Source organism: Gammaproteobacteria bacterium (assembly GCA_037388465.1).
Lineage (GTDB): Bacteria > Pseudomonadota > Gammaproteobacteria > SpSt-1174 > SpSt-1174 > JARRKE01.
On the sequence record JARRKE010000066.1, the window covers coordinates 1 to 12209 of the forward strand.

Here is a 12209-nt window from a genome sequence, read left to right on the forward strand (position 1 = left end):
GCGCCGATCGCCTCCATGCGCGAGTGGTAATAGGTGCCCATGTTGCGCAACGGCAAATAGAACTCCGGCGCCAGCAGCAGCACGAAGAAGCCGTTCTGGAAATCCATATCGCCCCACATCAGGCGAAAACCGATCAGCACCGCGACCAGGGCGATGCTGACCGTGGCGAAGAACTCCAGCGCCAGCGAGGAAAGAAACGCCACACGCAGCACCGACATGGTGGCCTTGCGGTAGTCGTCCGAGATGCGGGCGATCACTTCGGCCTCGTGGCGGCTGGCGTTGAACAGCTTCAGGGTGGTGATGCCTTGCAGCATGTCCAGGAAGTGGGCGCTCATGCGCGCCAGCTTGCGCCACTGTTTCTGGTTCAGTGCCTCGGTGCCCTTGCCGATCAGGAACATGGCGAACGGGATCAGCGGCGCGGTGATGATCAGGATCAACCCCGAGACCCAGTCCTCGGGGAATACGAAGGCCAGGATGGCGAGGGGGATGAGCGCCGCCAGCGACATCTGCGGCAGGTAGCGCGCGAAATAGGCATCCATGGCCTCCACCCCGTCCACCAGGGTGTTGGCCAGCTCGCCGCTGCGCTCGGCGGCCAGACGGGTCGGCCCCAGCGCGGTGACGCGCCCGTAGAGTTCGTCGCGCAGGCCGACCTTGATCTTGACGGCGGCGCGCGCCGCAATCTCCTCGACCGCCCAGGCGACCACGAACCGGGCCGCGAACACGACCAGCAGCATGCCCAGCCAGGGCAGCACGCTGTGCAGGGCATGGCGCTCGATGACCACGGCGTTGACGATGCGCCCCAGGTAATGGGCCTGGACGATCAGCAGCAGGCCGCCGAACAGCCCGACCCCCACCGCCAGCATCAGCTCCCGACGGACGCTGGCCTGGCGGGTCTTGAGCCACTGCTTGGGGGTCATCGGGTCGGACATGGGCGGTTACGGGACCTGGGCGGCAAAGGGGCTGACTATACCAGCGCTGCGGGGCGCGAATTTTGACAATCCGCAAATCGCCGGGTTGCGTTAAAATATTGGATTCAATCACCCGACTCGCAAGCCCGGCCATGTCGCACGCTCCACACCCCCGCCACACCGTCCCCGTTCACGTCGGCCCCGTCCAGGTCGGCGGCGGCGCGCCCGTGGTGGTGCAGTCCATGACCAACACCGATACGGCCGACGCCGTGCGCACGGCCATCCAGGTGGCGGAACTGGCGCGCGCCGGGTCGGAGCTGGTGCGCATCACGGTGAACACCGAAGAGGCCGCCGCCGCGGTGCCCGAGATCCGCGAGCGGCTGGATGCGATGGGCGTGAGCGTGCCGCTGGTCGGCGACTTCCACTTCAACGGCCACAAGCTGCTCGCCAAATACCCCGCCTGCGCCGAGGCGCTGGCCAAGTACCGCATCAACCCCGGCAACGTCGGGCGCGGCAAAAAGCGCGACGAGCAGTTCGCGCAGATGATCGAGTTCGCCTGCCGCTACGACAAACCGGTACGGATCGGCGTCAACTGGGGCTCGCTGGACCAGGACCTGCTGGCGCGCCGGCTGGACGAGAACGCGCAGCTGGCCGAACCCAAGGAGCTGGAACAGGTCACCCACGACGCTCTGATCGAATCGGCGCTCTCCAGCGCCGCGCGCGCCGAGGAGCTCGGCCTGGGCCACGACCGCATCATCCTGTCCTGCAAGCTGTCCGGCGTGCAGGACCTGATCCACGTATACCGCGACCTGGCGGGCGCCTGCGACTATCCCCTGCACCTGGGCCTGACCGAGGCCGGCATGGGCGTGAAGGGCATCGTGGCCTCGACCGCCGCCCTGGCCGTACTGCTGCAGGACGGCATCGGGGAGACCATCCGCATCTCCCTGACGCCGGAACCTGGCGGCGCGCGCACCCAGGAGGTCGTGGTGGCGCAGGAGATCCTGCAGTCCATGGGACTGCGCTCGTTCACCCCGCAGGTCGTCTCCTGCCCCGGCTGCGGGCGCACCTCGAGCGACTACTTCCAGCACCTGGCCGACAAGATCCAGACCTATCTGCGCGACCAGATGCCGGTGTGGCGCAACCGCTATCCCGGCGTGGAGGACATGTCGGTGGCGGTGATGGGCTGCGTGGTCAACGGTCCGGGTGAGAGCAAGCACGCCAACATCGGCATCAGCCTGCCGGGCACGGGCGAACGCCCGGTCGCGCCCGTGTACGAGGACGGCGAGAAGACCGTGACCCTCAAGGGCGACCACATCGCCGAGGAGTTCCAGACCCTGGTGCAGCGCTACGTGGAATCCCACTATGCGGAATCCCGCAAGGCGGCGGACGGTTAATGGCCAGGGCGCTCTGGAAAGGCGTTGTGATCGCGGAAAGCGATGCCTGCCAGATCGTGGAGGGGAACCTCTATTTCCCGCCGGATGCGGTGAAGGCCGAGTTCCTGCTCTCCAGCGAGACCACCAGCTTCTGCCCCTGGAAAGGGTTGGCTCATTATTTCCACCTCGTGATCGACGGCGAACTGAATCACGACGCCGCGTGGTTTTATCCCGACCCGCAACCGACGGCCGAGAATATCCGCGATCACATCGCGTTCTGGCGGGGCGTCGAATTCAGCGACTGAGGCGCTGGTGGTAGTCGCGCACCCGGGTCTCGAAGGCCGCCCGGGCTTCGTCGTCTTCAAGCTCCTTCTCGTCGGCCACCGGCAGTTCGGGGTGCAGCCGGACGACCTCATCCGCATACATCCCCGCGCGATAGCCCCGTACCTGCCCTGCGTGGTCGTGCAGGGACGCGTCGCACAGCGCGCAGCTCGGCGAGCGGGCCTTGAAGACGTAGCCGGCGATCTCGCCGGGCAGCCCCGGCACCTGGCGCGCATAGCGCCGCAGCGACTCGGTCACGTCCAGGCTGCGATCCTCCACGCCCAGCACCCGCACGCCGTTGGGTTCCAGGACCAGTTCGATGGGCGGCCGGGGCACGCCCAGGCCGATCCCCACCTCGGGACAGATGCCGACCAGGTCGAAATCGTCCCCCAGGTTCTCGCAAACCGCGGCACTGCGCTTGTCCGTCCCGTCGTATCGCACCGCCTCGCCCAACAGGCAGGCGCTGACCGCGATACGGGGCCGTTCGGAATCATTCATGACGCATTCACCTCATTGTCCTGCTTCGCCCGGGAGGGATATCCGGCCGCCGGCCGTTGTCTCATGCAAAGGGCCTGCATCCGGTCTTCCGCTCCCTGCGTAATGTGAAGATAGACCCTGCACACCCGACATTCAGCACGGATGAGACCGCTCATGACACGTTGGCCCTTTATACGCAACATTATTCCGTTTTCGCTCATGGTCCTGGCGCTGGTCCTCGGCACCACGCACATCGCCGCGGCCGGCCCGACGCCGCAGTTTCCGTACGACGCACCGTGGTTCAACGTAAGCCGTCCGCTCACCGCCGCCGACCTCAAGGGACGCGTGGTACTGCTCGACTTCTTCACGCCCGGCTGCATCAACTGCATTCACATGATTCCGGTGGAGCACCAGCTCAAGCACCGCTTCGGCGACGACCTGCTGATCATCGGCGTGAACTCGCCCAAGTTCGCTGCCTCGCGCCAGAGCGCCAACATCGAAGGTTTTCTGCGTCGCTACGACATCCGCGACCCGGTGCTGACCGACGCCAGGATGACCCTGTGGCGGGACTACAACGTCTTTGCCTGGCCGACCCTGGTGATGCTGAATCCCAAGGGCCGCGTCGCCGGCACCTTTATCGGCGAAAAAAGCTATCAGGATCTGGCGCAGCCCATCGCCGAGCTGATCGACAAGGCGAAGCAAAGCGGCGAGCTGACCCGTCCGCCCCTGCCGCTGAAGCCCCTGCCCCCGCTGCCGGGACAACTGCTGCAGCCCGGCAAGGTGGCCGTGGGCGATAACCGGGTGGCGGTGAGCGACACCGGACACAACCGGGTGCTCATCTACAGCCTGCAAGGGAAGCTGCTCAAGATCGTCGGCGACGGCAAACCCGGCGATAAAAACGGCCCGGCCGCCACGGCCCGCTTTCGCAGCCCGCAGGGGCTGGCCTTCGGCCCGCACAGGCTTTACGTCGCCGACACGGACAACCAACTGATACGCAGCATCGACCTGAAGACTTACGCGGTGCAAACCCTGGCCGGTAACGGGGAGCGCGTCTACGGCGTGGAAAGCGAACACAGCGCCCGCGACGTCGGCCTGAACTCGCCCTGGGGGCTGCGCCGGGTGGGCGGCACCCTGTACATCGCCATGGCCGGCGACCACCAGGTCTGGCGCATGAACCTGAAGACCCGGCGCATTGGTCCCTACGCCGGCAGCGGCCGCGAAGGGCTCAGCGACGGTCCGCTGCAACGAGCCACGTTCGCGCAATCCAGCGGACTGGCCTATCACGGCGGCACGCTCTATGTGGCCGATCCCGAGGCGTCGGCGCTGCGCGCCATCGACCTCAAAAAGGGCTCGGTGCACACCCTGATCGGCCAGGGCCTGTTCGCCTTCGGTCTGCGCAACGGAGCGGCCGATACCGCCCTGCTGCAGCACAGCCAGGGCGTCGCCTACCTGGACGGCAGCCTGTACATCGCCGACACCTTCAACAACGCCATCCGCCGCCTGAACCTGAAAACCGATCAGGTCAGCACCGTCGTCGACGGCCTGGCCCAACCGGGCGGGCTGGCGGTGCTGGGCCCGCACAGCCTGCTGGTCGCCGACACCAATGCCGACCGCATCGTGCGCCTGGATACCGCCACCGGTCAGGTGATCCCCTGGGGCAGCCCCGCCACCCAGGCCACAGGGAGCACCAACTGAGCGTACCGGCGCCCGGAGCGGGCAGCCTATACTCCTGATATATCGACCGGCGGCCCGGTCAACCGGCCCGCCCGCCCCGTCGATCTGGGAGGGGGACTCATGATACGGCCCGCACTGTTGTTGTCCGTGCTGTGGCTGATGCCACTGGCGGCCATGGGACAGCCGCCCGCCACGGCCCGCATCGTCGAACCCGACTACGCCGCGCCCAAGGTCGTCTACGACTTCTACTTCGACGATCCGCGCAAGATCGACGCCGCCCTGTACTGGATCCGCTCGCTCATGAACCCGCTGACGGCCGCGCCATACGGCATGGCCCCGGAGATGATGGACATCGTCGTGGTCATCCACGGCACGGAGATCGTCACCCTGGCGCGCAAGAACTACCCCAAATACCACGACGCCGTGGAGCGCATGCGCTACTACCATCAACTGGGGGTGAGATTCCGCGTCTGTGCGCTGGCCGCAGCCGATTACGGCTATCGTCCGGAGGATTTCCAGGATTTCGTCGAAATCGCCCCTTCCGCATTCGCCGAACTGGTCTACTGGCAGCAACAAGGTTATGCCCTGATCACGCCCCGCATCCTGGACAAGCACTTCAGCGTAGAGGAAATCCGCTGACTCCTGCCCTGCCCGCCCCCGTTGACCCCGAGGGCCCGGGCCACTAGAATTCCGCCTCTCTATTCGGGCGGTTAGCTCAGCGGTAGAGCACTGCCTTCACACGGCAGGGGTCACTAGTTCGATCCTAGTACCGCCCACCACTTGCTTGTCGCACATGAAATGCCCGGTCGTATCGACCGGGCATTTTTTGTTTTGACCGGGGAGCCCGGCCGTCAGCCGGCTCAGGCCGCCGCCTGCTTGAGCGTGGCCATGTCGATCACGAAGCGATATTTCACGTCGCCTTTTTTCACGCGCTCGTAGGCTTCGTTGATATTGCGGATATCCAGCATCTCGACGTCGCAGGCGATGCCGTGTTCCGCACAGAAATCGAGCACCTCCTGGGTCTCCGGCATGCCACCGATCATCGAACCGGCCAGCACCCGGCGTTTGCCCAGCAGATTACCCGCATGCACCGCCGGCTCGATGGGCTGGACCAGCCCCACCAGGATGTAAGTGCCGTCGTACTTGAGCGTGTTCAGGTAGGGGTTGAGATCGTGCTGCACCGGCACCGTGTCCAGCATGAAATCCAGCGAGCCCGCCACCGCCTCCATCTGCCCCGCATCGGTCGAGATAACGACATGATCGGCGCCCTGCTTTTTCGCCTCGGCGATCTTGCCGGGGGAACGGGTAAAGAGCGTCACCTCGGCGCCCATCGCCTTGGCGAACTTGATGCCCATGTGACCCAGACCGCCCATGCCGACCACGCCGAGTTTGTCGCCCGGCTTGACGCCGAAGTGCCGCAGCGGGGAATAGGTCGTAATGCCGGCGCAAAGCAGCGGCGCCGCGGCGGCGGGATCGAGCTTATCGGGCACGTGCACGACGAAGCGCTCGCTGACCACGATGGAGTCGGAATAGCCGCCGTAGGTCCTGCCGTGGTCGTGCATATCCTCGCCGTTGTAGGTGGGGACCATGCCGCTCAGACAGTATTGTTCCAGGCCCTGCTGGCAGGCTTCGCATTCGCGGCAGGAATCGACCATGCAGCCCACGCCGACCGTGTCCCCGACCCGGAACTGCTTCACCTGATCGCCCACCGCCACGACGTGCCCGATGATTTCATGGCCGGGTACGACGGGATAAATGGTACGTCCCCAGTCATTGTTCACGAAGTGGATATCGGTGTGGCAGACCCCGCAATAATCGATCTCGATGGAGACATCGTCCGGACGTGGTTCGCGGCGTTCGAAATCGAACGGCGCCAACCCGGAAGTTGTGGATTCGGCTGCGTAACCCTGTGTTTTGTGCATGACGGAACATTCCTCATATCGATGGGTTATTAAGCGGAATGACCGTTCATGACGGCAAAAAGTTTCTCTCACGCACTGCCGGTAAGGAAAGCGAACAACACGCTCGATGAACGTTTTTGAATTCGATCAACGCATCATGCCTTTATACAAGGACTTATGGCGCCATCTTCATCCGGTTGCTCAGCCGGATTCGTCGCTCAGACGCGATACCTGCCGTGCAGCGGATATTGCCCCCAACAGTAGACAACGCCCCTTCCGGCACCATCGAACTCATTGACCGAATGGTTTGTCATACCTATTCACGAAACGCCGCCACGGCGCTTCGCAAAACGGAGGATAGGTGTCATGAAGAAACAATCCATCCTGACAGTCATGTCGGTCGGTGCGTTGCTGGCCACGCCCGCCTTTGCGGCGGGAAGCGCACAACAGGAGATTTCCACCGCCATCGAACACGCCGGATTCGCCTCGCAGGTCAAATCGACCGACAAGGTCCATCTGCACCTGCACCACGTGGTCAACTGCCTGGTCGGACCGCAGGGTTCGGGCTTTTATGCAAAAGCTGGCGACCCGTGCAAGGGCATGGGCAACGGCGCGTTGAACGACCTGATGGGACAGTCCATGGTCAGGAACGAACTGGAATCCGCCCTGCACGAGGCCAAAACGGGACTGAACGAAAACAGCTTCAGCGCCGCTCACATGACCGCAATGAAGGTCGAGAAAACACTCAAGGCCGCGAAAAACGACTACAAATAACCGGCGTTCGTTCGGACAGCCGTACGGTGAATACGCCGGCACGAAGCTGACGACAAGACAACCGGGAGGCGGTATCACATACCGCCTCCCGGTTCCGACGGAGGATCCGGTGCATCCCGTAACGACGGATCAATCACCAGAGAAAGGAGACACCCGATGAAGAAGAACCCCAAAGCGAAAAAAGCCGCCATGGCACTTGCGACCGGCGGTCTGCTCGGCCTCGCGGTCGGCGCCACGCCGGTCTATGCCGCCAACCCCTGCAGTCCCTGCTCGCCCGGCAAGTCCTCGCAGACCAATCCCTGCGCAATGAAAAACCCCTGCGCCTCGAAAGGCATGAAGAAAAGCAAAAACCCCTGCGCCGGCAAAAATCCTTGCGCATCGAAAAACCCGTGCGCAAGCAAGAATCCCTGCTCACCCGGCATGTAAGGGCATTCACTTCAAAGGGAGGCCGTACATACGATGCAGGAATCATCATCAACCGGCGGATCGGAATCCCGGCACGGCCTGCCCCCTTCACCGCCCCTGCTGCCGCCGGACCCGCGCGCGGTCGACGGCAGAGTGCGCGCTGACATGCTCGATGCGGGGTATGAGATTCGTGAATGCTACCGGGTGCTGGAAAAGGCGGGGCTGAACGTGGTGGGCGAAGTCCTGCGCGGTCAGGGCGAATTCATCGAGATGGAGCACTACCCGACCGACGACGTGCTGGACCGCGACACCCACAGCCAGTATTACTACCACGCCCATCGCGGTGCCCGGGACGAACACGGGCATTTTCACACCTTCATACGCACCGGCGAACTGCCCGAACGCATTCCGCCGTTCGATTATCCCCAGGCGAGTGAGTCCTGGCCGCATGAAGGCGATGCCGTCGCCCACCTCGTCGGGATCGCCATGGACGACTGGGGGTATCCCACAGGCCTGTTCGCCACCAACCGCTGGGTGACCGGGGAAACCTGGTATCCGGCCGAGTCCGTCATCGACCTGCTGCCCTGCTTCGCCATCGATCACGCCTACCCTTCCTGGCCGGTCAATCGCTGGATCACCGCCATGCTGCGCCTGTTCCGTCCCCACATCCAGGCCCTGCTGCGCCACCGTGACGAAACCGTCGCCGCCTGGCAGGCGGCCGCGCCGGGGCAGGATGTGTTCGAAGACCGGCGACTCGAAATAACCGGCTATATCCCGATCTCGGTCGATGCCTGGCTGGCGCAACTGGCGGAGTCCTGATTTCGCCTGCACGGTCGCACCCGACGCCCTGGCTGAGGACTTCCCCCCTCGCGCGGGTTGGATGGGGTATGGCTATCCTTGTTACTGTGTGCCTGAAGGCAACACCCCATTCCAAGGAGAAGCACCATGGTTGATGGTTTGACGACGGCCCGGATCAAGGAATTCAAGCAACTGCTCGAAAAGCGCCGGGAAGACCTGCTGGAAGCGATTCGCAACGAGTTGCTGCAGTCCGACAACGAGCAGTATCTGGAACTGGCCGGCCGGGTTCACGACGTGGCGGACGAAGGCAGCGCCGATCTGCTGGCCGACCTGAGTCTTGCTTCGATCGATCAGCATATCGAGGAGATCCGCGACATCGAGGCGGCACTGCTGCGCATCGCCAGCCTGTCCTATGGAATCTGCGAGGACTGCAGCACGCCGATCTCGGTCGAACGCCTCAAGGCCTACCCCACCGCGCGCCGCTGCCATCAGTGCCAACAGGTCTATGAGCGGACACATGTCCAAAAAGGGCAGCCGCGCCTGTGACCGCTTTTTCTGATCACCTGCAGGTGGCGATCAGCCTTCACCGACTCGCATCCTGCGCCTTTTGAGCCCCGCAAGACGCCGCCCCGGCAGGCCTCCGGCGGTGGCCGGACGAGCTAAACTTCAGGTAGGGGAGGCATAAACAGAGAGGGAGGAACAAGCATGAATCTCGAACCTGAGATCACCTTCCGCGACCTCGAGCGCAGCCCTGCCATCGAGGCCAAGGTCCTGGAACGCATCGAACGCCTGGACCGCTATTATTCCAAGATCATGGGGTGCCGCGTGATGATCGAGGCCCGACACCGGCACCAGCACAAAGGCAAGCTCTACCACGTCCGGGTCGACGTCACCGTCCCCGGTCACCAGCTCATTTCCAGCCGCGAGCCGCCTGAGCGCCAATCCCACGAGGATGTGTACGTGGCCATTCGTGACGCCTTCAACGCCATGGACCGTCAGCTGGAGGACTTTGGCCGTCGCCAGCGCGGCGACGTCAAGACGCACGAATTGCCGCCGCACGGCCAGGTTGCGGAACTCGCCCCGGAAGGCGAATCCGGGCGCATCCTCGCATCCGATGGTCGCAGCATCTACTTCCATCGCAACAGCGTCGTCAGCGGACGCTTCGAGGATCTGGAGGTGGGCTGCCAGGTCCGTTTCGTCGAGGTAGAGGGTGACGAGGGACCGCAGGCCAGCACGGTCACGCTGGTGGGCAAACACCACATCGTCGGCTGACCTGACCAACAGTCATTGAGATCACCGGGATCGTCAGGGCAAATACCTGACCCTCCCGGGGGGCTGTTGCGCATCAACGTTTCGGCACTGCTGCTGAATCTTGCCCAGCGTCCGCGGTCTATTTCAGCGCGTGCCCATTTACTTCCGGTACGGGAGACCCTTGTGGCGAACGGGAAGCGTTATCGCAGCGCAACAAAACGTGTCCATTCCAACCCTGCCCGGAAGTCGGCGGCATGACCGTCACCGCCTCATGCCCAGCGCCGTCCCGTCTGCACACCCTGCTTATCGGCCTGATCGCCGGCTTCGGCGGCGGGCTCGCCAGCCTGGGCGGCGGCACCCTGCTCATCCCCCTGCTTACCGGGCCGGCCGGCTTGTCCTCACTGGAGGCACGCGGCACCGCGCTGGCCGTGGCCACGGTATCGGCCGTCACCGGCACGGCCGTGTATGCCCACGGCGGACGGGTCGACTGGCTGCCGCTGCTGTGGACCGGCATCCCGGCACTGATCGTCGCACCGTTAACCGCGCGCTGGAGCAAACAACTGCCGGCGGTCACGCTGCGGCGCGCATTCGGGGTGATCGTGCTGATCGGCGGCATCGTGCTGCTGATGCTTGGCGAGGCGCAACTGGCGGGGTTCGCACACGGCTGGCGCGACCCGTATCTGCTCGGCGTGGGACTGCTCGCGGGCACCGTGGCCGGTGTGGTCGGCGTCAGCGGCGGACCGGTGCTCGCCCCGCTGTTCGTGCTTGGGCTGGGCATGCCGCAGGCTCTGGCGCAGGGCACCTCGCTGGTCACGCGGCTGCCGGCCACACTGACCGGGCTGGGGGAGAACGCGCGTGAGGGCAACGTCTGCTGGGGCCTGCTGCCGACGCTGGTGATCGGCGCGTTTTTCGGCGCACTCGCGGGTGCCCGCATCGCCCTGCTGCTGCCGGAACCCGTTTTGCGCTCGGTGTTCGGCGTTCTGCTGATCCTGCTCGGGGTTTACGAAATCCTCGGGCGTCCGGGCCATCCCGCAAGACACCACCATCATGACCCCTACCCGTAATCGGCCTAGAAAAAGGTCATCTTGAGGCCGACCAGCAACAGGAAGACGGCAAAGACCTGCTTGAGACGGGCGACATTGAGGCGATGGCACAGCCGCACACCGACCGGTGCGAACAGCATGGTGGCCGGCACCAGCGCGGCAAAGCCCAGCCAGTTCACATAGCCGGTGGAAACCACCGGCAGCCCCGCATGACCCCAGCCCGAGAGCACGTAACCGACCGTCGCCGGCACGCTGATGACGAATCCGAACACCGCGGCCGTGCCGACGGCGCGGTGAATCGGATAGGAAAACAGGTTCAGGATCGGCACGACCAGCGTGCCGCCGCCGATGCCCAGCATCGCGGCCAGGCCGCCGACCCCTGTCCACGCTGAGCAGGATGCCGAACATCGATTTCAGGATCGCGCCCGGCACCCAGCTGCCCAGGATGGTGCCGAACACCACGCCGACGAGAATCCACGGAATCCAGCGACGCACCAGGGTCCAGTCGACCGTGCCGCGGCGATTGTGGCTGCGGGCGGAAACCAGCGAAGTGAACATGATGGTGGACAGCGAGGTGCCCACCGAGAGCGGCATGGCCGTGGCGACGTCGATGCCCAGACCGGTGTACACGTGATACAGCATGGGCACGATCACGATGCCGCCGCCCACGCCCAACAGTCCCGCCAGAATCCCCGCCACCGAGCCACAGGCCAGCAGGAGCGGCAACAGGATGACCCACTCTCCGTTCACTCAATACTCCTAATAAGTTGTCGATTAAAACGCAGCCACCACGCCGTCGCTGCGCGGATCGGCGCCACCTTCGAGGACGCCGGCCGTATTCCGCACGATGGCACCGGCATGCCCCATCATTTCGTCGTAGTCGCCGACGACCTCGACCTCGTGCCCGAGGTGGCGCAATCCCTGGACCACGGCAGGATCGAAACGGCTTTCCAGCTTGAGGGTGTTGGAGTTCTCGCCCCAGGTCCGCCCCAGCAACCAGCGCGGCCGGGTGATCGCCTCCTGGGGGCCGACGCCGAAGCAGGCACAGCGCGTGAACACCGCGGCCTGGGTCTGCGGCTGACCGTCCCCGCCCATGCTGCCGTAAACGAGCAACCGGCCGTCGTCGAGTTCCGCCATGGCCGGATTCAGGGTATGGAACGGTTTACGCCCGGGCTTCAGCTCGCGCGGGCTGCCCGGTTCGAGCGTGAAACTGATGCCGCGGTTCTGCCATACCACGCCCGTGTCCTCGAGCACCACACCGCTGCCGTATTCGTGATACAGGCT

The 12209-nt window shown here is 64.6% G+C and carries 14 protein-coding genes, 1 tRNA gene and 1 pseudogene; 11 read left to right on the plus strand and 5 right to left on the minus strand.

The window, feature by feature from the left end; genetic code table 11:
* Nucleotides 1–929 (minus strand): ABC transporter transmembrane domain-containing protein (locus tag P8Y64_11310; GenBank protein MEJ2061053.1); only part of this gene is annotated, 929 nt, incomplete at its 3' end.
* Nucleotides 930–1060: 131 nt separating this feature from the next.
* Here P8Y64_11310 and ispG point away from each other — a divergent pair.
* Both ispG and P8Y64_11320 read left to right on the plus strand, forming a co-directional pair.
* Nucleotides 1061–2302, plus strand: coding sequence for a flavodoxin-dependent (E)-4-hydroxy-3-methylbut-2-enyl-diphosphate synthase (ispG, locus tag P8Y64_11315; protein ID MEJ2061054.1), 1242 nt, complete (start codon nucleotides 1061–1063; stop codon nucleotides 2300–2302).
* The gene (locus P8Y64_11320) at nucleotides 2302–2586 is read left to right on the plus strand and encodes a DUF427 domain-containing protein (protein MEJ2061055.1); all 285 of its coding nucleotides are present in this window, start codon (nucleotides 2302–2304) and stop codon (nucleotides 2584–2586) included. The genes ispG and P8Y64_11320 overlap by 1 nt, the downstream gene beginning before the upstream one ends.
* Here P8Y64_11320 and P8Y64_11325 read toward each other — a convergent pair.
* Nucleotides 2576–3100 (minus strand): DUF523 domain-containing protein, encoded by a 525-nt coding sequence (locus P8Y64_11325; protein MEJ2061056.1) that lies wholly within the window; start codon nucleotides 3098–3100, stop codon nucleotides 2576–2578. The two genes, P8Y64_11320 and P8Y64_11325, sit on opposite strands and share 11 nt — an antisense overlap.
* 153 nt (nucleotides 3101–3253) lie before the next feature.
* On the opposite strand from P8Y64_11325, the gene P8Y64_11330 reads away from it, so the two are divergent.
* The 3 genes from P8Y64_11330 (at nucleotide 3254) to P8Y64_11340 (ending at nucleotide 5532) form a co-directional block, all read left to right on the plus strand.
* Nucleotides 3254–4774: a hypothetical protein gene (locus P8Y64_11330; GenBank protein MEJ2061057.1), complete on the plus strand. Its 1521-nt coding sequence runs from the start codon at nucleotides 3254–3256 to the stop codon at nucleotides 4772–4774.
* Nucleotides 4775–4873: 99 nt separating this feature from the next.
* Complete coding sequence (locus P8Y64_11335; GenBank protein ID MEJ2061058.1) at nucleotides 4874–5392, plus strand: DsrE family protein; 519 nt, start codon at nucleotides 4874–4876, stop codon at nucleotides 5390–5392.
* 65 nt (nucleotides 5393–5457) lie between these two features.
* Nucleotides 5458–5532, plus strand: a tRNA-Val gene (locus P8Y64_11340).
* An 81-nt stretch (nucleotides 5533–5613) separates the two neighbouring features.
* Here P8Y64_11340 and P8Y64_11345 read toward each other — a convergent pair.
* Entirely contained in the window at nucleotides 5614–6675 is a 1062-nt protein-coding gene (locus tag P8Y64_11345) for an NAD(P)-dependent alcohol dehydrogenase (GenBank protein MEJ2061059.1), read from the minus strand.
* A 345-nt stretch (nucleotides 6676–7020) separates the two neighbouring features.
* Here P8Y64_11345 and P8Y64_11350 point away from each other — a divergent pair, with 345 nt between their 5' ends.
* From P8Y64_11350 to P8Y64_11375, 6 genes are all read left to right on the plus strand, one after another.
* Nucleotides 7021–7428, plus strand: a complete 408-nt coding sequence (locus P8Y64_11350) for a hypothetical protein (GenBank protein ID MEJ2061060.1) — start codon at nucleotides 7021–7023, stop codon at nucleotides 7426–7428.
* Nucleotides 7429–7584: 156 nt separating this feature from the next.
* The gene (locus tag P8Y64_11355; protein MEJ2061061.1) at nucleotides 7585–7854 is read left to right on the plus strand and encodes a hypothetical protein; all 270 of its coding nucleotides are present in this window, start codon (nucleotides 7585–7587) and stop codon (nucleotides 7852–7854) included.
* Between the two features lie 33 nt (nucleotides 7855–7887).
* Nucleotides 7888–8652, plus strand: coding sequence for a hypothetical protein (locus tag P8Y64_11360; GenBank protein MEJ2061062.1), 765 nt, complete (start codon nucleotides 7888–7890; stop codon nucleotides 8650–8652).
* Between the two features lie 126 nt (nucleotides 8653–8778).
* Entirely contained in the window at nucleotides 8779–9177 is a 399-nt protein-coding gene (locus P8Y64_11365; GenBank protein MEJ2061063.1) for a TraR/DksA C4-type zinc finger protein, read from the plus strand.
* A gap of 159 nt (nucleotides 9178–9336) precedes the next feature.
* Nucleotides 9337–9903 (plus strand): HPF/RaiA family ribosome-associated protein, encoded by a 567-nt coding sequence (locus P8Y64_11370; protein ID MEJ2061064.1) that lies wholly within the window; start codon nucleotides 9337–9339, stop codon nucleotides 9901–9903.
* 233 nt (nucleotides 9904–10136) lie between these two features.
* Nucleotides 10137–10946 (plus strand): sulfite exporter TauE/SafE family protein, encoded by an 810-nt coding sequence (locus P8Y64_11375; protein ID MEJ2061065.1) that lies wholly within the window; start codon nucleotides 10137–10139, stop codon nucleotides 10944–10946.
* Nucleotides 10947–10951: 5 nt separating this feature from the next.
* Here P8Y64_11375 and P8Y64_11380 read toward each other — a convergent pair.
* Both P8Y64_11380 and P8Y64_11385 read right to left on the minus strand, forming a co-directional pair.
* Nucleotides 10952–11675 (minus strand): annotated as a pseudogene (locus P8Y64_11380) (sulfite exporter TauE/SafE family protein).
* 24 nt (nucleotides 11676–11699) lie between these two features.
* On the minus strand, nucleotides 11700–12209 hold a 510-nt coding region (locus P8Y64_11385; GenBank protein ID MEJ2061066.1), incomplete at its 5' end, for a gamma-glutamyltransferase.

Bases quoted from the DNA above. Each gene is read 5' to 3' on its own strand.
- ispG (MEJ2061054.1), top strand. From the start codon at position 1,061: ATGTCGCACGCTCCACACCCCCGCCACACCGTCCCCGTTCACGTCGGC.
- P8Y64_11320 (MEJ2061055.1), top strand. From the start codon at position 2,302: ATGGCCAGGGCGCTCTGGAAAGGCGTTGTGATCGCGGAAAGCGATGCC.
- P8Y64_11325 (MEJ2061056.1), bottom strand. From the start codon at position 3,100: ATGAATGATTCCGAACGGCCCCGTATCGCGGTCAGCGCCTGCCTGTTG.
- P8Y64_11330 (MEJ2061057.1), top strand. From the start codon at position 3,254: ATGACACGTTGGCCCTTTATACGCAACATTATTCCGTTTTCGCTCATG.
- P8Y64_11335 (MEJ2061058.1), top strand. From the start codon at position 4,874: ATGATACGGCCCGCACTGTTGTTGTCCGTGCTGTGGCTGATGCCACTG.
- P8Y64_11345 (MEJ2061059.1), bottom strand. From the start codon at position 6,675: ATGCACAAAACACAGGGTTACGCAGCCGAATCCACAACTTCCGGGTTG.
- P8Y64_11350 (MEJ2061060.1), top strand. From the start codon at position 7,021: ATGAAGAAACAATCCATCCTGACAGTCATGTCGGTCGGTGCGTTGCTG.
- P8Y64_11355 (MEJ2061061.1), top strand. From the start codon at position 7,585: ATGAAGAAGAACCCCAAAGCGAAAAAAGCCGCCATGGCACTTGCGACC.
- P8Y64_11360 (MEJ2061062.1), top strand. From the start codon at position 7,888: ATGCAGGAATCATCATCAACCGGCGGATCGGAATCCCGGCACGGCCTG.
- P8Y64_11365 (MEJ2061063.1), top strand. From the start codon at position 8,779: ATGGTTGATGGTTTGACGACGGCCCGGATCAAGGAATTCAAGCAACTG.
- P8Y64_11370 (MEJ2061064.1), top strand. From the start codon at position 9,337: ATGAATCTCGAACCTGAGATCACCTTCCGCGACCTCGAGCGCAGCCCT.
- P8Y64_11375 (MEJ2061065.1), top strand. From the start codon at position 10,137: ATGACCGTCACCGCCTCATGCCCAGCGCCGTCCCGTCTGCACACCCTG.